The organism is Massilia sp. DJPM01 (assembly GCF_030348125.1).
Taxonomy (GTDB): Bacteria; Pseudomonadota; Gammaproteobacteria; order Burkholderiales; family Burkholderiaceae_D; genus Telluria_A; species Telluria_A frigida.
Window position 1 is genome coordinate 28,174 of the sequence record NZ_JAQOZV010000024.1, and the last position, 24,250, is coordinate 52,423.

13 protein-coding genes are annotated in these 24,250 nt (G+C 65.8%); 5 read left to right on the forward strand and 8 right to left on the reverse strand.

What is annotated here, in order from left to right; translation table 11 throughout:
• Window positions 1-61: 61 nt before the first annotated feature.
• The 4 genes from PO883_RS16705 to PO883_RS16720 all read right to left on the reverse strand — a co-directional run bounded on the left by PO883_RS16705 (window position 62) and on the right by PO883_RS16720 (window position 3,686).
• Window positions 62-436, reverse strand: coding sequence for a hypothetical protein (locus tag PO883_RS16705; protein WP_289310772.1), 375 nt, complete (start codon window positions 434-436; stop codon window positions 62-64).
• Between the two features lie 88 nt (window positions 437-524).
• Complete coding sequence (locus tag PO883_RS16710) at window positions 525-2,333, reverse strand: DUF885 family protein (protein WP_289310773.1); 1,809 nt, start codon at window positions 2,331-2,333, stop codon at window positions 525-527.
• 299 nt (window positions 2,334-2,632) lie between these two features.
• A complete protein-coding gene (locus tag PO883_RS16715; RefSeq protein ID WP_289310774.1) occupies window positions 2,633-2,965 on the reverse strand; it encodes a DUF3817 domain-containing protein in 333 nt (110 codons plus the stop codon).
• A 64-nt stretch (window positions 2,966-3,029) separates the two neighbouring features.
• Window positions 3,030-3,686, reverse strand: a complete 657-nt coding sequence (locus tag PO883_RS16720) for a metalloregulator ArsR/SmtB family transcription factor (RefSeq protein ID WP_289310775.1) — start codon at window positions 3,684-3,686, stop codon at window positions 3,030-3,032.
• An 82-nt stretch (window positions 3,687-3,768) separates the two neighbouring features.
• Here PO883_RS16720 and PO883_RS16725 point away from each other — a divergent pair, with 82 nt between their 5' ends.
• Both PO883_RS16725 and PO883_RS16730 read left to right on the forward strand, forming a co-directional pair.
• Window positions 3,769-5,175 (forward strand): MFS transporter, encoded by a 1,407-nt coding sequence (locus tag PO883_RS16725; protein WP_289310776.1) that lies wholly within the window; start codon window positions 3,769-3,771, stop codon window positions 5,173-5,175.
• A 12-nt stretch (window positions 5,176-5,187) separates the two neighbouring features.
• Window positions 5,188-5,493, forward strand: coding sequence for a tetratricopeptide repeat protein (locus tag PO883_RS16730; protein WP_289310777.1), 306 nt, complete (start codon window positions 5,188-5,190; stop codon window positions 5,491-5,493).
• 3 nt (window positions 5,494-5,496) lie between these two features.
• On the opposite strand, the gene PO883_RS16735 is transcribed toward PO883_RS16730, so the two are convergent.
• From PO883_RS16735 to PO883_RS16745, 3 genes are all read right to left on the reverse strand, one after another.
• Entirely contained in the window at window positions 5,497-7,299 is a 1,803-nt protein-coding gene (locus PO883_RS16735; protein WP_289310778.1) for a DUF885 family protein, read from the reverse strand.
• Window positions 7,299-8,432 (reverse strand): branched-chain amino acid ABC transporter substrate-binding protein, encoded by a 1,134-nt coding sequence (locus tag PO883_RS16740; protein WP_289310779.1) that lies wholly within the window; start codon window positions 8,430-8,432, stop codon window positions 7,299-7,301. Before PO883_RS16740 ends, PO883_RS16735 begins: the two co-directional genes overlap by 1 nt.
• 67 nt (window positions 8,433-8,499) lie before the next feature.
• The gene (locus tag PO883_RS16745; protein WP_289310780.1) at window positions 8,500-8,985 is read right to left on the reverse strand and encodes an Lrp/AsnC family transcriptional regulator; all 486 of its coding nucleotides are present in this window, start codon (window positions 8,983-8,985) and stop codon (window positions 8,500-8,502) included.
• 150 nt (window positions 8,986-9,135) lie between these two features.
• On the opposite strand from PO883_RS16745, the gene PO883_RS16750 reads away from it, so the two are divergent.
• The 3 genes from PO883_RS16750 to PO883_RS16760 all read left to right on the forward strand — a co-directional run bounded on the left by PO883_RS16750 (window position 9,136) and on the right by PO883_RS16760 (window position 23,298).
• Window positions 9,136-11,235, forward strand: a complete 2,100-nt coding sequence (locus PO883_RS16750; RefSeq protein ID WP_289310781.1) for an aminotransferase class V-fold PLP-dependent enzyme — start codon at window positions 9,136-9,138, stop codon at window positions 11,233-11,235.
• Between the two features lie 237 nt (window positions 11,236-11,472).
• The gene (locus tag PO883_RS16755; RefSeq protein WP_373890076.1) at window positions 11,473-20,220 is read left to right on the forward strand and encodes a GH36-type glycosyl hydrolase domain-containing protein; all 8,748 of its coding nucleotides are present in this window, start codon (window positions 11,473-11,475) and stop codon (window positions 20,218-20,220) included.
• Between the two features lie 318 nt (window positions 20,221-20,538).
• Window positions 20,539-23,298, forward strand: a complete 2,760-nt coding sequence (locus PO883_RS16760; RefSeq protein ID WP_289310782.1) for an Ig-like domain-containing protein — start codon at window positions 20,539-20,541, stop codon at window positions 23,296-23,298.
• Window positions 23,299-23,566: 268 nt separating this feature from the next.
• Here the strand turns inward: PO883_RS16760 and PO883_RS16765 are convergent, their stop codons facing one another.
• Window positions 23,567-24,145 carry a TMEM165/GDT1 family protein gene (locus tag PO883_RS16765; protein WP_289310783.1) on the reverse strand — a complete coding sequence of 193 codons (579 nt, stop codon included), beginning with the start codon at window positions 24,143-24,145 and terminating at the stop codon, window positions 23,567-23,569.
• Between the last annotated feature and the right edge of the window lie 105 nt (window positions 24,146-24,250).

Here is a 24,250-nt window from a genome sequence, read left to right on the forward strand (position 1 = left end):
GATTGTTCGCAGGTCCAGCCGTCGGCCGCCCGGCGCCGTTTTCACCGGCGCGGATGATCGCTCAGCACACAATGCCGCCGATGCTCTTTCCGCTTTTCAGATCGAATCCGAACGCGCAGGAATACACGCCCTGCTTGCTGCGGCTGCACCACAGGCGTTCGTGATCCTTCGTGCGCACGCGCGTTGCGCTACCTTCGGTGCACGCGTCCTTGACGTCCTTGCCCATGGCATCGAACATCTCGCGTGCGGCCTTGCCGTCGATGGAAAACATGATCTTGGTGTCGGCAGCGGTGGGTTCGCCAGGGTCGCCGATGCCACGCGAATAGGTCCGGTATGCGCCCTTCAATCTGGTGAAGCCGGAGGCGTCTTCCTGGCTGTTCGCCGGCGACATGCCGGCGAGCGACAGGAGCACGCCGAGCAAAACGATGGTTTTCATTGGGTCTTTCCCTGGTTTCTTCCTCGATGATCAACGGGATGGTCAGGATCGGCCGCCACACAAGGTTATGGCCGATCCATCGATTCCTTTACTGGTTCTTCTCGATCCAGCGCTTGATCTTCACTTCCAGCAGCGACAACGGCAAGGTGCCGTCTTCCAGCACGATTTCGTGGAACTTGGGCAGGTTGAATTTATCGCCCAGCGCCGCTTGCGCGCGCTGGCGCAGCTCCGTGATCTTGAGCGCGCCGATCTTGTAGCCGAGCGCCTGGCCCGGCCACACCATGTAGCGCTCCGTTTCGCTGCGTGCCGTCGATTCCGGGTAGCCCAGGGTATCGCGCATGTACTGGATCGACTGCTCGCGGGTCCAGCCCTTGGCGTGCATGCCGGTATCGACTACCAGCCGCACCGCGCGCAGCATTTCGTCGTTCAGGTGGCCGAAGTAATCCTCCGGCTTGTCGAACAGGCCCATCTCCTTGCCCAGGGTTTCCGCATACAGCGCCCAGCCTTCGGTGTAGGCGGTGTTGCCGCTGAACTGGCGGAACTTGGGCAGGTCCAGCTCTTGCAGCAGGGCGATGTGGAAGTGGTGGCCCGGCTGTCCCTCGTGCAGGAACAGGGTCACCATGCCAGTGCTGCCGTACTGCGCCGGATCGTTCACCACCGACCAGAACACGCCCGGCCGCGAGCCGTCAATGGCCGGCGCCGAGTAGTGGTCCGAGGCCGTCGCGCGCGACAGTTCCGGCTCCAGGCGCAGGTCGAGCGGCGCTTTCGGCATCAGCGTAAACAAGGCCGGCAATTTGGTGCGCAGCAGCGCATCGAGCTTGCGGTACACGTCGATGACTTCCTGGTCGGTCTTGAACGGCTTGTATTTATCCTGCTGCGCTACCCACCCCGGCAGAGCGACCGCCGGCCCGGTGTAGCCCATCTTCGGCCCCACCACGGCGTACTCGCCCTGGATGCGCGCCACTTCCTTCAGGCCGATCGCATGGATCTGCTCCGGCGTCAGGCTGGTGGTGGTCTGGAGCGCCACGCGCTTTTCATACCACTCCTTGCCCTCCGGCAGGGTGCTCCAGCCGGTGCTGGTGCGCGCCGCCGGCAGGTAGTCCTTTTCGATGAAGCTGGCCAGGCGCACCAGCGCCGGCGCCAGCCTGGCGTCGATCGCCTTGCGGTAGCCGGTTGCCAGCGCGGCCTTGTCGGCCGCCGAAAAAGAGGCCGGCATGTTGCGGATCGGGGTGTAGTAAATGCTCTCTTCCACCTTGGCGCTGACCAGCTTCTGGAACTGCGGCAGCATCGATACCACCGCCGCGCGCGGCAGGGTCACGCCCACGCGCATTCCCTCGCGCATATTGGCGAGGGCCTGGTCGATCCATGCCGGCAGCTGCGTCAGGCGGTTCAGGTAGGCCTTGTATTGCTTGACCGTGGTCAGGGGCTGGGCGCCGTCGCCGCTGGCGTAGTTGGCGATGGTGACCGGGATGCTGTCCATCTGGTTCACGGGCAGCATCAGTTCCGGCAGGTTGGCGAACGACAGTAGACCGTTCAACTCGAATTCGAGCACGTCGTAGTTGGTCTGCGAGCGCAGGTCGAGCGCGCGCCGGTCCAGCGCGTGCAGGCGGTTGAGGAAGACGTTGTAGCGCGCATTCTGGCGCGCGTGCTCCTTGGGACCGATGCTCAGGCCGATCTGGTCGTCGAAGCGGTTGTCGCCACGGTCGGTGGCGTCGACCGGGTCGAAGCGCGCCACCGCTTCGTAATACTCCAGCGCCAGCGCATCAAGCTGTTTCTTGGCCTGGGCCGAGACCACGCCGGACACTTTTCCGGCCGGCGGCGCGGCCAGCGCCGCAGCGGGCGCGAAGGTCAGGGCGAGCGCCGCCCACAAGGCGGTCCGGGCAAGACTTTTATGCATGATGTATATCCGCTGGAAAAGTGAAATCGGCCATCAGGATACGCGATTTTCAGATCGCTTACCGCCCGTCCAGTGCGCGATAGATTTGCCATATCGGCCACGTCCGCACGAGTGGGAATTTGTATTGTCGCGCCAGCGCGCTCGCGCGTATGATCGACGCCAGACGACCTGCTTTCGCCGAGCCAGCAAACTGCGAGATGCTGACCGGCCCAGGCAAGCCCGGCTTGCAGCGCCTTGCGCCGAGCCCGTGGCCGCTGCCATTCAAGCCGCTCACCGATCCACGTGAGCGGCTTTTTGTTTTACGCTTGCGCGCCTGGTTTCTCGGTAAGAAAGCCGCGCCGCTTGAACCAGATCTCCACCGGAATCGTCACCAGTGGCGGCACCGCGGCGAGCACGGCGATGGTGCTGGCCCACCACGGCCAGCGCAGGCGCAGCGCGGACAGCACCGCCACGACCACGTAGAACATGAAGGCGACGCCGTGCAGCCGCCCGAACAGCCATACGCCCAGGTCAGTGGTGTCGGTGACGTACTTGAGGAACATGCCGATCAAGAGGCCGGTCCAGGTCAGGCCTTCGATCAGGCAGGCGACGGCGAACAGTTTTCCGATGCCTGTTGGTGTTTGTGTGGTCATGCCAGCTCCGCAATAGTCAGATGCGCGAAGCATAGTCAATCTGGCTGAGTCTATCAAGCAACTTTCATACAGGAGCGATGCGGTAAACACAGCGCGTGGCCCCGGCCAGCACATGCTGTTCGCGCGTCACCGTCGTGCCGGGACCGGCGATCTCGGTGAACAGTTGCAGCTCGGAGCGGCAAAAGCCCTGGCAAGTGCGCGCCGCCGCGCAGATGGGGCAGTGGTCTTCGATCAGCAGCCAGCCCTGGGCATCGGCCTCGATGCGCGCCATGTAGCCTTCGCCGGTGCGGATCGCGGCCAGCTGTTCCAGCCGCTCGACCACGCTGGCGCCGCCGCAAGCCTGTTGGTACAGCGCGCGCGCTTCGCTCTCGCGCTGCGCCACCAGCCTGTCCAGCCCTTCCTCGCCAAACAACTGGCGGATCGATCCGATCAGCTGCACCGTCATTTGCGCATGCGTGTCGGGAAAGCGCCGGTTGCCGGCCTCGGTCAGCACCCAGTGCTGGCGCGGCCGGCCCACGCCCGCCGCATCCTGCTGCTGGCCTTCGATCAAGCCCGCTGCGGCCAGCTTCTGTACCTGCTGGCGCGCCGCCTCGGGCGTCATCTCCAGCATCTGCGCCAGGCTGGCCGTGGCGCTCGGCCCCCTGGACTTGATGAAGAACAGGATGCGGTCGGCCGTCTTGCCATCGGCCGAATTATCCAACAATTTACTTGCATAAGTCATACTGCCGCCTTATTATCCACTTATTAATCCAACCAATTGCTTGCATATTAAGCCAATCCACCCCTCCTGTCGATCATCCACCATGTCCGCTGCCTTACCTTCCAGCGCCTCCTGGGGCGCGCTGTTTTCCGGCCAGAACGGCCTGCTGGCCCTGGCCCTGACCGGCGGCGTGGCGCTGCACGCGATCAATGTCCACATCGTCACCACCGTGCTGCCATCGGTGGTGCGGGACATCGGAGGCCTGGACTGGTATGCCTGGAACACCACCCTGTTCGTGGTCGCCTCCATCCTCGGCGCGGCCCTGTCGGTGCGCCTGCTGGCCGCCGCCGGTGCGCGCGGCGCCTGCCTGGCGGCGCTCGGCATCTTTGCGCTGGGGTCAAGCGCCTGCGCCAGCGCGATGTCCATGCCGTGGATGCTGGCCGGGCGCAGCGTGCAGGGCCTGGGCGGCGGCGCCCTGGCGGCACTGAGCTATGCGCTGATCCGCGTGGTGTTCCCCGCGCCCCTGTGGCCGCGCGCGGTGGCCCTGGTATCGGGCATGTGGGGCGTGGCCACCTTGTGCGGGCCGGCCGTGGGCGGCCTGTTCGCCCAGGCCGGGCACTGGCGCTGGGCATTCTGGACCCTGCTGCCGGTGGCCTTGCTGCAGGCGCTGCTGGTCGCGGGGCGATTGCGTCCGGCCGCCGCCGCATCCGCGCAGCCACCGATCCCGGTGCTCCAGATCGCGCTGCTGGCCGCCTCGGTGCTGGCGGTGGCCGCCGGCGGCTTGTCGCGCATGCTCGCCTGGCAGGGCGCGGGCGTCGCGGCCGGGATCGCGCTGGGCGTGGCGGCCATCGCCGTCGAGCGCCGCTCGCCGGTGCGCCTGCTGCCGGCCGGGACCACCGCCCTCAAATCGCCACTGGGCGCGGTGTATGCCAGCGTGGCCTTGCTCCTGGTCGGCACCACCACTGAAATCTACGTACCGTATTTTTTGCAGACGCTGCACGGCTACACGCCGCTGGCGGCCGGCTACCTGAGCGCGGCCATGGCGGCCGGCTGGAGCGCCAGTTCGATGCTGTCGTCAGGCCGCGAAGGCGCGCGCGCGCTGGCGATGCTGCGCGCCGGCCCGCTGCTGGGCGCAGGCAGCCTGCTGGCCCTCGCGCTGCTGGTGCCGGCCGGCGACGTCCTTTCGCCCGCCATGCTGATGCTCCTGTGCGGCCTGGCGCTGGCCGGCGCCGGCGCTGGCGTGGGCCTCGGCTGGCCGCATCTGCTCACGCGCGTGCTGACGCTGGCGCCGGCGGGCGAGGGCGGCCTGGCATCGGCGGCGATCACCACCGTGCAGTTGTACGGCATGGCGATCGGCGCGGCGGTGGCGGGATTGGTGGCCAATGGCGCCGGATTGACCGAGCCGGGAGGCAAGGCGGGCGCGCAGTCGGCGGCCATGTGGCTGTTCGCCAGCTTTGCGCTGGCGCCCGCACTGGCGGCGCTGCTGGCACGCGCGAGCGGCAAACGATAGGAGAAGAGGATCATGCGCGAACAACTGGAAAAACTACTGGCAGCGGGGCGCGATAACGCCCTGCTGCGCTTCGGCCTGGGCAACGCCTGCCTCAAGGAGGGCGACGCGGCGGCGGCGGCGCTGCACCTGCAACAGGCCACGCGGCAAAATCCCGCTCATTCGGCGGCCTGGAAGCTGCTCGGTAAAGCCTGGCAAGCGCTGGAGCGGCCGCAGGAGGCGGAAGCGGCCTGGAACAAAGGACTGGAAGTGGCCGTGAAGCAGGGCGACCTCCAGTCCTCGCGCGAGATGACGGTGTTCCTCAAGCGCTTGCGGCGCTGACGGCTATTTGTAGAAGCGCCAGCCCGCCTTGAAGTCGCGCGCGACCTTCTCGTTCTTCAGGCGCGCGCGTACCAGTTCGATGGGCAGCACGCCGCCTTCGAGAATGCGGTCGTGGTATTCGAGCAGCGTCATTTTTCCGCCGTCGACCAGCTCGCGTTTCAGTTCGCGCAGTTGCAGCGCCCCGACCATGTAGCCGGCCTGGTACAGCGGCGGATAATCGCCGTTGAACGAGCGCCGCACCTCGGCGCGCGCGTTATCCGGCTCGTGGCCGACGCGGGCAATCAGCATCTCGACCGCCTGCTCGGGCGTGACTTTACCCATGTGGAAGCCGAGCGAAAACAGGATGCGCGCCGCCCGGTGATTACGCCAGAACATCATCCCGATCCGGTCTTCCGGCCTGACAGCGAATTTGCGCTCATACAGCAGCATTTCCCAGTACACGGCCCAGCCTTCGGTGAAGAAGGGCGAATCGAACAGGCGGCGCTGCGGCTGGTAGCGATCCGCCATGAACCCTTGCAGGTGATGGCCTGGAATGAGTTCGTGCTGCACGGTGGCGCGCGAAAAGTGCGGGTTATTGCCGCGCATGGACATCAGCTTTTGCTCGTGCGTCATGTCGGCCGTGGGATAGGACACCAGGATCGTGTCGCCGCCCAGGAAAAAGGGGTTGATCAGCTGCGATTCGGGCGAGAGCATGTCCATGCGCCAGCTGCGGCGCGCCACTTCGGGCACCGTCACCAGCTTGTTGGCCGCCATGTAATCGATCGCTTCCTTGGCCAGGCCCAGCACCATGGCCGGCTGTTCGCCCGGCGCCACGTACATGGTCTTGACCTTCTCCATGGCCGCATGCCAGTCGCTGCCGAAACCCATTTCGGCCGACGCCTTGCGCAGTTCGGCCTCGCCCCAGGCCAGCTCCTTTTCGGCCAGCGCCATCAGTTCTTCCGGCGTGTACGGGATCATCTCGCGCCGCAGGGCGCTCATCAACCCTTCGCGTCCGATCGGGTCGCCCGTCACATTGAGCAGCTTGGCCGACGCCTTGCCCACCAGCCGTTCGTTCAGGCTGGCCGCGTAATCGCTCATGGCCTTGTCCAGGTCCGCGTAGGGGCGCTTGACCCACCACGTGAGCTGCGGATCGTAGCCTTCGTAATACGCGTACCAGGCTTTCAGGTCCTTGGCGGTGGCCGCCAGCACCTGCGCCGCGCGGTTGGCCACGCTGCGCGAGGCCATCGGCTTGGGCGCATTGATGTCGGCGCCGGCCAGCAGCGTTTCCTGCGCCTTGCGCACCGCCACCAGCGCCTGCTGCAGCACGGCCGCACTGGCCGCGCCATCCTGCGCCTGCATCACGCGGCGCGCTTCGGCCATGTCGATCAGCGGACGCACGAACGGCGCCAGCGGCTCGGCCTCGGCGAAACGCTGGCGCTGGGCCGCCAGCTCGCGCAGCTCGAAGTCGATCTGGTTGCGCAACATGACCGCGTCGATACGGTCTTCCACGCCGAAGCTGTCGAACGGCAGGGCGTCGAGGGCCGCGCGCCACTGCTCGAAAAACTCCTGCATCTGGCGCGCGCGCGCGCTGCCGTTGGCCACCGTGTACAGTTTGTCGAGGCTGGCGTAGTCGAGCTGGTAGCGCTGGATAAAGGCCGGCATGGCTTGCTGCGCGATGCCGAAGTGCGACAGCGGCGGGGTCAGTGCGGGCGTTGGCGCGGTAGCCGACGCGGTAGCCGGCGCGGTAGCCGGCGCGGTAGCCGATGCGGTAGCCGGCGCGAAGGCCGGCGCGGCCAGCGCCGCCGCCAGGATCAGGGAGGCGCGCATCAGTTGGTGGCCAGCGCGAAAGGCGCGCCGTTCTTGAAGGTGTAGATGGTGACGGCCGACTGCTTCATATTGCCGTTCGCATCGTAGGCATAGGTGCCCACCACGCCCTTGTAGCTGCTGGCGCGCATGGCTGCGGCCACCACCGACGGATCGAGCGAATTGGCGGCCTTCATCGACTGCACCATGAACATGGTCTGGTCGTAGAACGCGGCCGCGTACACATCGGGTGCCTGCTTGAAGCGTGCCTTGTAGCGCGTCTGGAAGCCCGGGCCGTCGGCCTGCTTGTCGAGGATCGCGCCACCCTGCGCGCACAGCACATTGTCGCCGACCGCATCGCCACCGAGCTTGGCCATTTCGGGGCTGCACAGGGTGTCGCCGCCGAGCAGCTTGACGTTCAGGCCGAGCTGGCGCATCTGGCGCGCCATCGGCGCGCCCTGGGGCGCGTAGCCGCCGAAGAAAATCGCATCGATGTTCTTCGATTTGAGCTTGGTGAGGATGGCGGCGAAGTCGCTCGCCTTGTCGGTCGTGAACTCGTGGCCCGCCACCGTGATGCCGGACGCCTTGGCCTGCTTGACGAATTCGGCGGCGATGCCCTGGCCGAAGGCGGTGCGGTCGTCGATCACGCCGATGGTCTTGAGCTTGAGCTGCTTGGCCGCGTAACCGGCCATCGATCCGCCCAGTTGGGTGTCGCTGGCGACGATGCGGAACACGCCCTTGTAGCCGCTCTGCGTCACCTTGGGATTGGTGCCGACGGTCGACATGATCGCGCCGGCGTCGTTGTAGATGCGCGAGGCCGGAATGGCCACGCCGGAGTTGTAGGGGCCGAGCACGAAGTGCACGCCGGCGTCGACCAGTTTTTGCGCCACCGCCACGCCGGCTTTCGGATCGCCCTGGTCATCCTCGGACTTGAGTTCGAATTTGATGGTCTTGCCGCCGACGCTGACTTTTTTGGCGTTCAATTCTTCCAGCGCGAGGCGCACGCCGTTTTCGTTATCCTTGCCGGCGAAGGCGTTGGCGCCCGAGAGCGGCCCGGTGATGCCGATCTTGACGACCTGCTCCTGCGCCAGCGCGGCCTGGGATGCGAGCAGCAGGGACGCTGCGGCGAAAGCAATACTCTTATTGTTCGATGCCATACGATGTCTCTCCTCTGATCTGGACAGCGGCATCATCGCACGATTCGGCACAATTTTATATGCCGTTTTAGGCAGGAAGACGCTTCAAAATCAGGTCGAGCGGCAGCGCCGTTGTGTACTTGATCTGCTCCATCGAGAAGGCCGACGACACGCCGCTCAGGTGCGCCGTCTTGATCAGCTTTTTATAAAAGCGGTCGTAGCCGCCGATGTCGGTGGTGACGACCTTGAGCAGGTAGTCGACATCGCCGCTCATGCGGTGAAACTCCATCACCTCGGGCAGGGCGATGACGGCGGCGGCGAAGCGGGTCAGCCATTTTTCGTCGTGTTCGGTGGTGCGTATGCTGACGAACACCGTGACCGGCAGCCCGACCTTGTCGCGGTCGATGATGCTCACGCGGCTCTGGATATAGCCTTCTTCTTCCAGCCGCTTGACCCGCTTCCAGCACGGGGTGCTGGACAAGCCGACCTTCTCGCTCAGGGCCGCGATCGACAGGGTGCCATCGGCCTGCAGGGCCGCGAGGATGGCGCAATCATGCTTATCGAGAGAATTCATTCTGCTTTCCGCTGAAATTTGGTATGAATATGCTTAACGAGTGCGAATACCAGCAAATTTTGGCATATTTTCTCACGTTTAAGACGATAACATATCACGCAAGAATGACATTACCGTTTCCCCCTCCTGTTGCCGCTGCCCGGACCTGCCATGCACACTGAAATCTACCTCGACGCCAATGCCACCTCGGCCGTTCATCCGGCCGCCATCGCCGCCGCCGCCCTGGCCATGCGCGACTGCTACGGGAACCCGAGCAGCAGCCATGCCACCGGCCTGAAAGCCAAGGCGATGCTCGACGGCGTGCGCGCACTGGCGCGCCGCGTGCTGGGCGCGGGGCAGGGCGGGCTGACGTTTACCAGCGGCGCCACCGAAGGCATCCAGACCGCCGTGCTGTCGGCGCTGTGCGAGCTGCGCGCGCGCCGCGCCAGGGGCGAAGCGAGCGGCGACCTGCTGCTGTACGGCGCCACCGAGCACAAGGCGGTGCCCGAAAGCCTGGCGCACTGGAACGCGCTGCTCGGCACCGGACTGGAACTGCGCGCGCTGCCGGTCGATGCCGACGGCCGCCACCGGCTCGACGTGCTGCGCGAGCTGGCGCCGCGCGCGGCGTTTGTCTGCACCATGGCCGCCAACAATGAAAGCGGTGTCATTTCGGACCTGGCCGCCATCGACGCCGTATTGCGCGAGTGCGCGCCCACGGCGCTGTGGATGGTCGACAGCGTGCAGGCGCTCGGCAAGCTCACGCTGGACCTGGCCGCGACCCGCATCGATTACGCGCCGTTCTCGGGCCACAAGCTGTATGCGCCCAAGGGCATCGGGATGCTGTATGTGCGCGAGGGTGCGCCCTACACCGCGCTGATGATGGGCGGCGGGCAGGAAGCCGGCCAGCGCTCCGGCACCGAAAACATGAGCGGCATCGCCGCCCTGGGCGCGGTGCTGGCGGCGCTGGACGATGGCGTGAGCTTTCGCAGCCACGCGCAGCTGGTGCACATGCGCGAGCGGCTGGCCGGCGCCCTGCGCGCGGCGCTGCCGGGCATCGTCTTCAATGCGCCGTTCGAGCACAGCTTGCCGACCACCCTGAATTTTTCCGTGCCCGGCCTGGCCGGCAAGGAATTGCTCGACCTGTTCGACGCCGCCGGCGTGCGCGTGAGCGCCGGGTCGGCCTGTTCGGCGGCCAAGGCCGCCCCCAGCTACGTGCTGGCGGCGATGCAGCTGGACGCGTGGCGCTGCGCCTCGGCGGTGCGCATGTCGTTCGGGCCGATGGCGGACGACGCCCTGATCGACGCCGCCTGCGAGCGCATCGCCCGCTGCGGCGCGGCCTTGCGCGCCAGCTGCCTGATTCCGTCGGCGGCGCCCGCGCCGGGCAGCGACGGCGTGGTGCAACTGGGCTTCGAGGGGGCCTGTACCTGGCTGGTGCTCGACGCGGCCAGCCGCACCTGCGCCATCATCAATCCGCTCGCCGCGCTGGCCGTGCGCATCGCCGAGCAGGTGCGCTGCCAGGGCTACCGGGTGCGCGCCGTGATCGACACGCATGGCGGCGCCGGCGGCGGACGCGCGGCCCTGGTGGCGGCGCTGGGCGGCCAACTGGCCGGCGGCATCAGCCACGAAGCGCTGGGCTGGCCCGCGCTGGCCGACCAGGCCATGCTTGAAAACGGTGACGTCGCCAGTGCCCTGATGTTCGGCACCCGCGTGCTGGCGCGCGTGGCGCACGCCGATGGCGCCAGCTACCTGTTCGGCGAGCGCTCGGCCGCCGGCCTGGCCGCCGCCGATGTGCGCTTTGCCTTCACCGGCCCGGACGCGGCGATTCAACAACTGGCGCAGCTGGTGTCGCCCCAGGCCATCGTCTGTCCGGCCTGCGAAGCGGGCAACCTGCCGTGCACCACCTTGAGCGCCGAATGCGGCGGCGCCGCCGCGGTTGCCAACCCCTTGGCGATGCAGCTCGAGGCACATGGCCTCGAGCGCTTCTTCAACGACCATCCGGACGCGCTGCTGATCGATGTGCGCGAAGCCTACGAGCACGCGGCGGCGCACGCCGGCCACTGGCACGGCCGCACGGTGCACAGCGTGCCCTTGTCGCGCCTGGCCGACCGCCTGTCGGGCTGGTTGCGCGCCGAGGAGCGCCCGCTGGTGTTCTTTTGCCGCAGCGGCGGACGCAGCATCAAGGCCGCGCAGTGCCTGCACCGCCTGGGCTACCGCAATGCCTGGCATGTGGCGGGCGGCGTCGCGGGCGGCAGCTTGCCGCTGGCCGCTTGACGGCATTGACGTCACTCATCGTTTGATGCTTCGTATCATGTGCCATGCTACGAAGTGCAATATTGCCGGCGGAATGAGCCAAAACGGCCGTGATTGCTTCTGACCGACAACCCTCAAATGTTCGCTGGCGCACAGTCATTCCCATAGCACCGTTATAAGATTGCAACAGCCGTACGACCCGGTCGCAACTCGCTGTCCAGCAGCGTGTTGGCTACTCATGCCCACGCGAGGTCTCTGTTGAATCAAGAAAACACAAAATTAGCGGACACGCTCTATGCCTGGCGCAATGTCCTTGACGGCGAACGACGCGTCGACGATGAATTTCCCCTGCGCTCGGAATTGTTCAGTGCCGCCCAGATGGCGATGCACGGCAAGCATCTTGCCTCCTCCCACCAGCTCAGCGAGCGCGGCGGTTCCGACCGCCTGCTGCCGCGCCTGACCGACAACGCGGCGGTCATCACCGACACGTGCACGGAACTGACGACGGCGATCAAGGCCGGGCGCCAGATTACGCCCGCCTCCGAATGGCTGCTCGATAACTTCTACCTGGTCGAAGAACAGATCCGCATCGCCCGGCGCCACTTGCCGAAGAATTACTCCAAGCAGTTGCCGCGCCTGGCCAACGAAGATGCCGACGGCAATCCGCGCGTGTACCAGATCGCGCTCGAAATCATCTCGCACGGCGATGGCCGGGTCGATCCCGAAAGCCTGTCGCGCTTCGTCGACGCCTACCAGGAAGTGGCGACGCTCAAACTCGGCGAACTGTGGGCCATCCCGATCATGCTGCGCATCGCGCTGATCGAGAACCTGCGCCGCGTGGCCGCGCGCGTGTACGACAACCGCGTGCAGCGCGACCGCGCCAACACCTGGGCCGACCAGATGAGCGAGACGGCCGAAAAGAATCCGAGCGACCTGATTTTGCTGGTGGCCGACATGGCCCGTTCCGGCCAGCCGATGAACAGCGGCTTTGTGGCCGAACTGGCGCGCCGCCTGCAGGGCCAGAGCCCGGCCCTGACCCTGGCGCTGCAATGGGTGACCACGCGCCTGGCCGACGCCGGCCTGACCATCGAACAGCAGATCCAGGCTGAAATCGGCCAGCAGGCCGCCGACCAGGTCTCGATCAGCAACAGTATCGGCAGCCTGCGCTTCCTCGGCACCATGGACTGGCAAGAGTTCGTCGAGACCATGAGCGCGGTCGAACAGACCTTGCGCCTGGACCCGGCCGGCACCTATGGCAAGATGGATTTCTCCACGCGCGACAATTATCGCCACGTGATCGAAAAGCTGGCCCGGCGCAGCGACTTCACCGAGGTGCAGGTTGCCGAAATCGCGCTCGAACTGGCGCTGGCGAACCGCTCGCCGGCCGCCGGCGGACTCGATGAACGCACCCGCCACATCGGCTACTACCTGGTCGGCAGCGGCCAGGCGCAGCTCGAAAAGCGTCTCGCCGTGCGCAATCCGCCGCTCGAAGCGCTCAATAAAAGCGGGCGTGCTGCGCCCCTGTCGACCTACCTGGGCGGCATCGTCGTGCTCACCCTGCTGTTTACCGGCACCGCCATCATCCACGCGCGCGCCGACGGCGTCGACGACTGGGTGCTGGCGCTGCTGGGCGTGTTCGCCCTGCTTGGATCGAGCCAGCTGGCGCTGGCGCTGGTCAACTTCATGGCCACCCAGCTCACGCGCCCGCACCCGCTGCCGCGCATGGACTTCAAAGAGGGCGTCCCGACCGACGCGCGCAGCATGGTGGTGGTGCCGACCTTGTTGTACAGCCGCGACAACGTGGCCTCGCTGTGCGAAGCGCTGGAAGTGCGCTACCTTGCCAACCGCGATCCGAACCTGCGCTTTTGCCTGCTGACCGATTTCGTCGACGCGCCCAAGCAGCACATGCCGGGCGACGAGGACCTGGTCGAGCAAGCCCGCGCCACCATCGCCGAACTCAATGAGAAATACGGCTGCGATGTCGACGAAGAGATCCTCGGCGCCGACGGCGAGCCGGCCATGTCGCGCTGCCACCTGCAACCGTTCCTGCTGCTGCACCGCCCGCGCGTATGGAGCGCCAGCGAAAACGCCTGGATCGGCTACGAACGCAAACGCGGCAAGCTGGCCGCGCTCAACGCTTTCCTGCGCGGCGGCGCGCGCGAGCAGTTCTCCATGGTCGCCGGTTCCACCGACGGCCTGGCCAACGTGCGCTACGTGATCACGCTCGACACCGACACCCAGCTGCCGCGCGACGCCGCGCGCCAGTTCATCGCCACCATGGCGCACCCGCTGAACCGCCCGACGCTCGACAAGGCTGGCAAACGCGTGCTCGAAGGCTACGGCATCCTGCAACCGCGCGTGGCCGCAGCCCTGCCGGGCGACACCGCCTCGCGCTACGAGCACCTGTGCGGCGGCGAACCGGGCATCGACCCGTACACCCGCACCGTCTCCGACGTGTACCAGGATGTGTTCTACGAAGGCTCGTTCGTCGGCAAGGGCATCTACGATGTCGATACCTTCGAGACGGTGCTCGGCCAGCGCCTGCCCGACAACCAGATTCTCAGCCACGATTTGCTGGAAGGCTGCTACCTGCGCGCCGGCTTGCTGAGCGACGCCCAATTGTACGAAGAATACCCGGCGCGCTACAGCGACGACGTGAGCCGGCGCCACCGCTGGATCCGTGGCGACTGGCAGCTGGCCGGCTGGCTGCTGCCGCGCGTGCCTGGCGCGAACGGCAAGCGCGAATCGAATCCATTGAGCGCGCTGTCGCGCTGGAAGCTGTTCGACAACCTGCGCCGCAGCCTGATCGCCCCCACCCTGACCGCCTTGCTGGTCTTTTGCTGGGCCCTGATGCCAACGCCGCTGTTCTGGACCCTGGGCGTACTGGCGGTGATCTTCCTGCCGACCTTCTTCAGCGCCATGTTCGACATCATCGAAAAACCGCACGACGTCCTGTGGCGCCAGCATCTGGCGACCGCGTTCAAGAGCGCGCGCCTGATGTTCGGCCACTCGGCGCTGCAACTGGCCTTTTTGCCGTACGAAGCATATTTCAGCCTCGACGCCATCGTGCGCGCCTCGTGGCGCATGCTGGTCACGCGCCGCCGCCTGCTGGAATGGCGTCCATCGAGCCTGAACCGCTCCAGCACCGACATGGAGAGCAACTGGAAAAGCATGTGGATCTCGCCGCTGCTGGCCGTGGCCACCGCCGCCCTGCTCGGCTACTTCCAGCGCGCAGCGCTGCCGATCGCCGCACCCGTGCTGCTGCTCTGGTTCTTCGCACCGGTGGTGGCGTGGTGGATCAGCCTTCCCTTGGCCCGCGCCGCGACCGAACTGTCGTCGCCGCAGACCATGTTCCTCGAATCGCTGGCCCGCAAGACCTGGAGCTTCTTCGAGACCTACGTCACGGCGGAAGACAACTGGCTCGCGCCCGACAACATGCAGGAGCACCCGGTCAAGGTAGTCGCACACCGCACCTCGCCGACCAATATCGGCATGGCGCTGCTGGCCAACCTGACGGCGTGGGACTTCGGCTTCATCACCACCGGGCGCCTGCTCAAGCGCACCCGCGACACGCTCAACACCATGGCGCGCATGGAGCGCCACCAGGGCCACTTCTATAACTGGTACGACACGCTGACCTTGAATCCGCTGCACCCGATGTACATTTCGGCGGTCGACAGCGGCAACCTGGCCGGCCACCTGCTCACGCTGGCGCCGGGCCTGACCCAGCTGGCCGACCAGCCTATCGTCGGCAAGCAGACCCTGGCCGGCATCGCCATCACCCTGAACGTGGTGCAGGAACACGCGGTCGATGCCGGAGCGGGCGTCAAGGCCGCCATCGACACCATGCGCAGCCACCTGTCGGCCGACCGTGTGCGCGAAACCGAAAGCCTGCCCGGCATGGCCGCCGAACTGGCGCGCCTGGCCGGCTGCGCCGACGCGATCCTGGCCGCCATGCATCCGGTGGGCGAACCGAACCTGCAAGGCTGGGCCGACAAGCTCGCCGAGCAGTGCCACGGCGCGCGCGACGAACTGCTGCAACTGGCGCCGTGGATGCGCGCGGCCCAGGAGTACGTGGTCGACACCAGCCTGACGCGCATTCCGACCCTGCGCGAACTGGCCAACTTCGCCCTCACCGGCAGTGCCAGCACCGACCTCGCCCCGAGCGAGCGCGAACGCCAGCAAACCCTGACCGACCTGGTGGCCCAGGGCAGCACCCGCGCCGCCCAGCGCATCGAAGACATCAACCGCATGGCGGCCGAGGCGCGCGAGTTCGCGAACATGGACTTCCGCTTCATGTACAACACCACCACCAACCTGCTGGCGATCGGCTACAACGTGTCCGACCGCCGCCTGGACGCGGCCTGCTACGACTTGCTGGCGTCGGAAGTGCGCCTGTGCAGTTTTGTGGGCATCGCGCAGGGCCAGTTCCCGCAAGAGCACTGGTTCGCGCTGGGACGCCAGCTGTGCATCATCGGCAACGAGCAGCTGCTGCTGTCGTGGAGCGGCTCGATGTTCGAGTACCTGATGCCGCTGCTGGTCATGCCGACCTACCAGAACACGCTGCTCGACCAGACTTACCATTCGGTCGTCAACGCGCAGATCGAGTACGGCAAGCAGCGCGACGTGCCGTGGGGGATTTCCGAATCCGGCTACAACACCGTCGACGCCAGCCTCAATTACCAATACCGCGCCTTCGGCGTGCCGGGCACGGGCCTGAAACGCGGCCTGGCCGACGACCTGGTGATCGCTCCGTACGCCACCATGATGGGTTTGATGGTGAGCCCGGACGCCGCCGTGGAAAACCTGCAGCGCATGGCCGACCTGGGCTTCATGGGCAAGCATGGCTTCTACGAAGCGATCGACTACACCGCTGCGCGCCTGCCGCGCGGCCAGACCTTTGCCGTGATCCGCTCCTTCATGGCGCACCACCAGGGCATGGGCTTCCTGGCCTTGAGCTACCTGCTGCACGACCGTCCGATGCAGCGCCGCTTCGAGTCCGACCCGCTGTTCCAGGCCACCTTGCTGGTGCTCCAGGAACGCGTGCCGCGCGCCGGCGCGTTTTACTCCAACACCGCCGAACTGGCGGTCATGCGCGCCCCGGCGCAGGAAGTGTCGACCGCCGCCACCCGCATCATCACCCAGACCACCACGGTGCAGCCGGAAGTGCAGTTGCTCTCGAATGGACGCTACCACGTGATGGTCACCAGCGCCGGCGGCAGCTACAGCCGCTGGAAAGACCTGGCCGTGACACGCTGGCGCGAAGATGGCACCTCCGACAACTGGGGTAACTTCTGCTACGTGCGCGATGTCGACAGCGGCCATTTCTGGTCGACCGCCTTCCAGCCAACGCTGGTCGAACCGAAGTCGTATGAAGTCATCTTCTCGGAAGGGCGCGCCGAATTCCGCCGCCACGACCGGGGCCTGGACCTGTACACCGAAATCGTGGTGTCGCCGGAAGACGACATCGAACTGCGGCGCACCCGCATCACCAACAAATCGAACGTCAAGCGCACCATCGAGTTCACCAGCTACGCCGAAGTGGTGATGGCGCCGGCGGCCGCCGACAACGCCCATCCGGCGTTCAGCAAACTGTTCGTGCAGACCGAAATCCTGCGCAACGAAAATGCCATCCTGTGCACCCGCCGTCCGCGCGCCAAGGACGAGCAGATGCCATGGATGCTGAACCTGATGACGGTGCACGACGGCTTGCTGGTGGACGTCTCGTACGAAACCAGCCGCAGCGAATTCCTCGGCCGCGCCAACAGCACGGTCGCCCCGCGCGCCATGCTCGAAGCGCAGCCGCTGGGCGGCAGCGAAGGCTCGGTGCTCGATCCGGTGGTTGCGATCCGCTACAAGGTCACGCTCGAACCAGACCAGGTGGTGGTGCTCGATGTCGTCACCGGCATGACCGACACGCGCGAGCAGGCCGTGCACCTGATCGACAAATACCAGGACCGCCATCTGGCCGACCGTGTATTCGAACTGGCATGGACCCACAGCCAGGTCGTGCTGCGCCAGCTGAACGCCACCGAATCGGACGCGCAGCTCTACAGCCGCCTGGCCAGCACGGTGATCTACCCGAATGCCTCGCTGCGCGCCGACGCCGGCATCCTGATCCGCAACCAGCGCGGCCAGTCCGGCCTGTGGGCGTATGCGATTTCGGGCGACCTGCCGATCGTGCTGATGCAGATCAAGGACCCGGCCAACATCGACCTGGCGCGCCAGATGGTGCAGGCGCACGCCTACTGGCGCCTCAAGGGCCTGGTGGTCGACCTGGTCATCTGGTACGAAGACCAGTCGGGTTACCGCCAGCTGCTGCACGACCAGATCATGGGCCTGATCGCCTCCGGCATCGACGCGCAAGCGATCGACCGCCCGGGCGGCATCTTCGTGCGCCTGCTCGACCAGATCGCGCAGGAAGACCGGGTGCTGATGCAATCGGTGGCGCGTGCCATCATTTCCGACAGCCGCGGCACCCTGGCCGACCAGGTCAAGCGCGCCGTTCCGGTGGCGCCGAAACTGCCGCCGCTGGTGGTCGAAGCGCGCGCCGAGGAATACCAGCCGCGCGCCGGAATTCCTGTTGAAGCGCGCGACCTGATCCTGCACAACGGGCTGGGAGGCTTCAGCGCGGACGGCACCGAATACGTTATCCGCACCGATGGCCAGAACCGCACGCCGGCGCCGTGGTCCAACGTGCTGGCCAACCCGAACTTCGGCAGCGTGGTGTCGGAGAGCGGCCAGGCTTACACCTGGAGCGAAAACGCGCACGAGTTCCGGCTCACGCCATGGGCCAACGACCCGGTGTCGGACAGCAGCGGCGAGTCGTTCTACATCCGCGACGAGCAGACCGGCCGCTTCTGGTCGCCGACCGCGCTGCCGGTGCGCGCGGCGGGCGAATACATCACCCGCCATGGCTTCGGCTACAGCGTGTTCGAGCACAGCGAAGAGGGTATTCACACCGAACTGTCCACCTTCGTGGCGCTCGACGCCTCGATCAAGTATTCGGTCATCAAGATCCGCAACGACAGCACCGTGCCGCGCCGCCTGTCGGCCACCGGCTATGTGGAGTGGGTGCTGGGTGACCTGCGCGCCAAGTCGGCCATGCACGTCACCACCGAGCAGGACCCGATGAGTGGCGCGATCTTCGCGCGCAACGCTTACAACACCGAGTTCACCGGCCGCGTGGGGTTCTTCCACGTCGACGCGCAGCACAAAACCTTCACCGCCGACCGCAATGAATTCATCGGCCGCAACCGCACCCTGGCCAGTCCGGCGGCGATGGGCCGCGCGCGCCTGTCCGGCAAGATCGGCGCCGCGCTCGACCCCTGCGCCGCGCTGCAAGTGATGATGGAACTGCAGCCGGGCCAGGAACGCGAACTGGTGTTCATGCTGGGCGTGGGTGGCCGCCGCAATGCGGACGCCAGCGGCCTGGTTCAGAAATACAGCGGCAGCGTGGCGGCGGCGGCCTCGCTGGCGATGGTGCGCAAGCACTGGGACCACACGCTCGGCGCGATCCAGGTGCAGACGCCCGATCCGTCGCTCGACGTGATCGCCAACGGCTGGCTGATGTACCAGACCATCGCCTGCCGCCTGTGGGCGCGCAGCGGCTACTACCAGTCCGGCGGCGCCTTCGGCTTCCGCGACCAGCTGCAAGATGCCATGGCGATGATCCACACCGAGCCGCACCTGCTGCGCGAGCACTTGCTGATGTGCGCGGCCCACCAGTTCGTGGAAGGCGACGTGCAGCACTGGTGGCATCCACCATCGGACCGCGGCGTGCGCACCCATTGTTCGGACGACTATCTGTGGCTGCCGCTGGCGGCGCACCGCTACGTCATCGGCACGGGCGATCGCAGCGTGCTGACCGAGCCGGCACCGTTCCTGGAAGGGCGCATGCTCAAACCCGAGGAAGAGTCCTACTACGACATGCCCGGGCGTTCCAGCCAGACCGGCGACCTGTACGAGCACTGCGTGCGCGCCATCAAGCGCGGCCTGCGCTTCGGCGAGCATGGCTTGCCGCTGATCGGCACCTGCGACTGGAACGACGGCATGGACCGGGTCGGCAACGAAGGCAAGGGCGAGAGCGTGTGGCTGGCCTTCTTCCTGTACGAAGTGCTGCAACGCTTCGCCGAGGTGGCAGTGGTGTACGGCGACCCCGCGTTTGCGGAAACCTGCAAGCGCGAGGCGGCCACGCTGGCGGCCAACGTGGAAGCGCATGCCTGGGACGGCCAGTGGTACCGCCGCGCCTACTTCGACGATGGCACGCCACTCGGATCGCACACCAACGACGAATGCCAGATCGATTCGATCTCGCAGAGCTGGGGCGTGCTTTCGGGCGCGGCCAATCCGCAGCGCACGGCGTCGGCCATGAAAGCGGTCGACGAGCGCCTGGTGCGGCGCGACTATGGGCTGGTGCAGCTGCTCGATCCGCCGTTCGACGATGGCGTGCTCAATCCGGGCTACATCCGCGGCTACGTGCCGGGGGTGCGTGAGAACGGCGGGCAGTACACGCACGCCGCGATCTGGACCGCGATGGCGTTCGCCAAGATGGGCGACACCGAGCGCGCCTGGGAGCTGCTGCGCATGATCAATCCGGTGCAGCATGGCAGTACCCCGGAAAGCGCGGCCCTGTACAAGGTCGAGCCGTATGTGGTGGCCGCCGACGTGTACGCGGTCTCGCCGCACATCGGCCGCGGCGGCTGGAGCTGGTACACCGGGTCCTCGGGCTGGATGTATCGCTTGATCGTCGAGTCGCTGCTGGGCGTGAGCCTGGCCGGCGACAAGCTGACCATGACGCCGCGCCTGCCGGCCGACTGGCCTGGCTTCACGCTGCAGTACCGCTATCGCGAGACGGTGTATGCGATTTCGGTGCAGGCCGCCGACGCCGATGCGATGACGGTCGACGGCGTGCCGCAGCCGATGAATGTGATCCAACTGGTCGATGACGGCCGCCCGCACAAGGTGGAACTGCGGGTGCGCCGCCAGCCGTCGGCACCGGCATAAACAGCGCCGATTCCCGCGCGCGGCTCAGGCCCCGCGCGGGATTTTTGTCCTAAATTAGACATTTTCGTGTTTCATACAACAAATGTTTAATTTAGTTTTCCACAGGCGCGCCGCGCTGCTCCACGGCAATAAATCCCATTCTCCCTGCTAAGTCCGTCAGTAATTTGTTGACTTGTGGAAAAATACGTGTCGATTCACGTAACGAAACTCCATTTCGGCAAATAAATTATTTCAAAATGTAAATACTCTGTCATGTTTACGTCATGCATAGTTGCGAGACTTCATTTGTCTGTAACTATCAACGTAAACGGGATTCCCATGCGCCACCTCACGACATTCAAGCTGTTCCGCCCACTCGCGATCGCCCTGGCGCTTTCCGCCAGCCACGCCGTCATGGCATCCGAAGCGGACCACCAGGAGTTCGAAGCGACCCTGCATGTGCCGTATGCCGGCGCAACCCAGGCGCGCGTGTTCACCTTGGCCTTCGAGTATCCGCACGTCGAGCGCTTGCAGGAAGTGAGCTGGAAGGTGGAGCTGGTCAGCCCATCCGGCCAGGTGGTCCAGCGCTGGCATGGCGTGCAGCGCATGTTCCAGAAGCCGGTCGAGGTCAAGGTGCGCTGGGCTGGCCGTGCCGGCCTGGCCGACGGGGTCTACCAGGTGCGCATGCAGGCCGTCTCCAACGATGCCGCCGAGCGCGGCCGTGAGCCGGATCTGTCGGAAGAATCGGTCGACCGCCTGCTGGCGGCCGGTGCCGGCGAGCTGGTCGAGCAGAGCTGGGACCTGGTGCTGGGCAAGACCGCCAAGCCGGCCATGCCCGCCTTCCGCGCATTGCAGACCAACAAGGCCGAAAGCCGGGTTGAAAGCAGGGCCGACAGCAAGTCGAGCGGGATGTCCTCGGTGCAAATGGCCGCGCCCGCACCGGGCGCGCTGCCGTACACCATCTACTTCGCCAATCTGCACAGCCAGACCAACCACAGCGATGGTGGTGGCACGCTCGGCAGCTGCTCCGGTGCCCAGGCGCCGCAAAGCGCCGCCCACGGCCCGGCCGAGGCCTACGCCTACGCCCGCAACAAGGGCCTGGACATCCTCATGACGTCCGAGCACAACCACATGTACGACGGCTCCGACGGCACCGACACCTCGGCCAGCCCGGCCACCGCCAAGGCCCTGTTCAAATCGGGCCTGACCGCGGCCGCCGACTTCAATGCCGCCAATCCCGACTTCCTGGGCGTGTACGGCCTCGAATGGGGCGTCATCAACAACGGCGGCCACCTGAACATCTTCAACACGCCGGAATTGCTGGAGTGGGAGCTCAACAGCAGCGGCCAGGTGATCGGCGACACGCTCACGCCCAAGGGCGACTACAGCGGCCTGTACACCATGATGCGCCAGCGCGGCTGGGTCGGCCAGTTCAACCATCCATCGTCGAGCGGACAGTTCCTCATCAATGGTGTGCCGCTCGGCTACACGGCGGACGGCGACCAGGCCATGGTTCTGTGCGAAGTGCTCAACACGTCGGCGTTCTCGACCAACACCACCGAAACCGAAACCGGCCGCAGCACCTTTGAGGGCGCGTGCAACAAGGCGCTGGAATCCGGATTCCACATCGCCTTTGCCACCAACCAGGATAATCACTGCGCCAACTGGGGCGCTTCCTACACCAACCGCACTGGCGTACTGATTCCGAACGGCACGCCGCTGACGCAAGCCAGTTTCATCGAGGCACTCAAGGCGCGCCGCGTGTTCGCCACCATGGACAAGAGCTCGCAACTGGTGCTCACTGCCAACGGCCGCGTCATGGGCGAGCGTTTCAGCAACAGCGGCCCGCTCAACCTGATCGCCAACTTCGCCAGCACCAGCGGCAGGACGGTGTCGACGGTGTCCATCGTCGAAGGCGTACCGGGGCGCAAGGGCACGGTCAGCCAGCTGTCCGGTACGGCAAACACCACCGTCACCCCATCCGTCGGCGAGCACTTTTACTATGCCAAGCTGACCCAGGACGACGGCAAGATCTTGTGGTCGGCACCGATCTGGGTAACCCAGACCGATGGCGGCGGCGACACCACGGCCCCGCGCGTGACGGCGGGCGAATCCGGTGGCAGCGGCATCATCAGCTTGACCGCCAATGCCAGCGACGACGTGGGCGTGACCCGGGTCGAGTTTTACGTCGACAACCAGCTCAAGGCGACCAGCGGTGCGGCGCCGTACAGCGCCACGATCGACTCGACGACCTTGAGCAATGGCAGCCACAGCCTGGTGGCCAAGGCCTACGATGCCGCCGGCAATGCCGGTACCTCGGCCGCGGTGACGTTCAGCGTGAATAACGCCAGCGGTGGCGACACTACGCCGCCGGTGGTCAGTGCCAGCGCGAGCGGCAGCAGCGGCACCATTGGCCTGGCGGCGACGGCGAGCGACAATGGCGGCATCAACCGGGTCGAGTTCTATGTCGACAACGTTCTCAAGGGAACGGATACGACATCGCCCTATTCGCTGAGCCTGAACTCGGCGACCCTGAGCAACGGCAGCCACCAGTTGACGGCCAAGGCCTTCGATGTGGCGCTTAACAGCGCGGTCTCGGCGCCGGTCAGTTTCAGCGTGAGCAATGCCGGCGCGGCGCAGCAACTGCTATTAAATAGTGGATTCGAGTCGGGAGCGAGCGCCTGGGTTGCCACCAGCGGCGTGATTACCTCGTCGGGGCAGGCGGCGCATGGCGGTAGCTGGAAGGCTGCGTTCAATGGTGCGGGCTCGGTCAATACCGACAGCGTGTACCAGCAGGTGACGATCCCATCGACGGCGACGAGGGCGAACCTGGCGTTCTGGCTGAAAGTGGTCTCGAGCGAAACGACGACCACGAGCGCCTACGACAAGCTCAAGGTACAAGTGCGCAGCGGCAGCAATGCCGTGCTGGCGACCTTGGCGACGTACTCCAACCTGAACAAGGGCAGCAGCTACGTGCAAAAGACGTTCGACCTGTCGGCCTACAAAGGGCAGACGGTGCGGATCTACTTTGAAGGCGTGGAAGGCTCGATGGTCCCGACCGCCTTCCTCATCGACGACGTGACCCTCACGGCCCAATAACCAAACGCAACAATTCCCCAACCGGGGTCTGACCTCTGATTCGAAACTTTTTTGTTATAAAAACGGCGGGCGGTGAACAGGGGCACACTCCCGTTCACCGCCCGCCGTTTTTTTACAACAAACCGTCGCCGCGAGTACAGCGCTGGAACAACCGTCATCAAAACTTGCAAAATTAGAGAGCTTCCTCGCGTGGATCGGCCTACGGTTTTGCAATGTTTCGAATCAGAGGTCAGACCCCGGTTGTGGGAGTTGTGGGGCTGTTCTAGGACTAAAAGCCGAAGCGGGCGCCGGCGCCGAGGAGGGTGGCGATGCCGAGCACGGCAAAAATGGCGGCGGCGATGCCGTGCACCAGTTTCAACGGTACTTTGTTGGCAATCCGCTCGCCGAAATATACCGCCGGCACGTTCGCCAGCATCATGCCGAAGGTGGTGCCGGCCACCACCGCCAGCATCGAGTCGTAACGCGCCGCCAACGCCACCGTGGCGATTTGCGTCTTGTCGCCCATCTCGGCCAGGAAGAAGGCAATCAGGGTGGTCAGGAAAACCCCGTATCGCCCCATCCCCGGCTGGTCGTCGCCATCGAGCTTGTCCGGCACCATGGTCCAGGCGGCCATCGCCAGGAACGACACCCCCAGCACCCAGCGCATCACATTCGGTCCCAGCATGGCGCTGATCCAGGCCCCCAGCGCCGCCGCAAACGCGTGGTTGGCGATGGTCGCCACCAAAATCCCCAGCACGATCGGCACCGGCCGCCGGAACTTGGCCGCCAGCAGAAACGCCAGCAGCTGCGTCTTGTCGCCAATTTCGGCGAGGGCGACGATGCCCGTTGAGACTAGAAAGGCGTCCATACACATGATCCAATGCGGAAAGCGCGGATCATAGCAGAGCCGCCAGCGTGGCTACGCGCGCCAGCGCACCGTCAATACGCGCCTGCGCGCTATCGTCCAGCCAGC

Coding starts and splice junctions, on each gene's coding strand:
- PO883_RS16705 (WP_289310772.1), bottom strand. CDS start 436: ATGAAAACCATCGTTTTGCTCGGCGTGCTCCTGTCGCTCGCCGGCATG.
- PO883_RS16710 (WP_289310773.1), bottom strand. CDS start 2,333: ATGCATAAAAGTCTTGCCCGGACCGCCTTGTGGGCGGCGCTCGCCCTG.
- PO883_RS16715 (WP_289310774.1), bottom strand. CDS start 2,965: ATGACCACACAAACACCAACAGGCATCGGAAAACTGTTCGCCGTCGCC.
- PO883_RS16720 (WP_289310775.1), bottom strand. CDS start 3,686: ATGACTTATGCAAGTAAATTGTTGGATAATTCGGCCGATGGCAAGACG.
- PO883_RS16725 (WP_289310776.1), top strand. CDS start 3,769: ATGTCCGCTGCCTTACCTTCCAGCGCCTCCTGGGGCGCGCTGTTTTCC.
- PO883_RS16730 (WP_289310777.1), top strand. CDS start 5,188: ATGCGCGAACAACTGGAAAAACTACTGGCAGCGGGGCGCGATAACGCC.
- PO883_RS16735 (WP_289310778.1), bottom strand. CDS start 7,299: ATGCGCGCCTCCCTGATCCTGGCGGCGGCGCTGGCCGCGCCGGCCTTC.
- PO883_RS16740 (WP_289310779.1), bottom strand. CDS start 8,432: ATGGCATCGAACAATAAGAGTATTGCTTTCGCCGCAGCGTCCCTGCTG.
- PO883_RS16745 (WP_289310780.1), bottom strand. CDS start 8,985: ATGAATTCTCTCGATAAGCATGATTGCGCCATCCTCGCGGCCCTGCAG.
- PO883_RS16750 (WP_289310781.1), top strand. CDS start 9,136: ATGCACACTGAAATCTACCTCGACGCCAATGCCACCTCGGCCGTTCAT.
- PO883_RS16760 (WP_289310782.1), top strand. CDS start 20,539: ATGCGCCACCTCACGACATTCAAGCTGTTCCGCCCACTCGCGATCGCC.
- PO883_RS16765 (WP_289310783.1), bottom strand. CDS start 24,145: ATGGACGCCTTTCTAGTCTCAACGGGCATCGTCGCCCTCGCCGAAATT.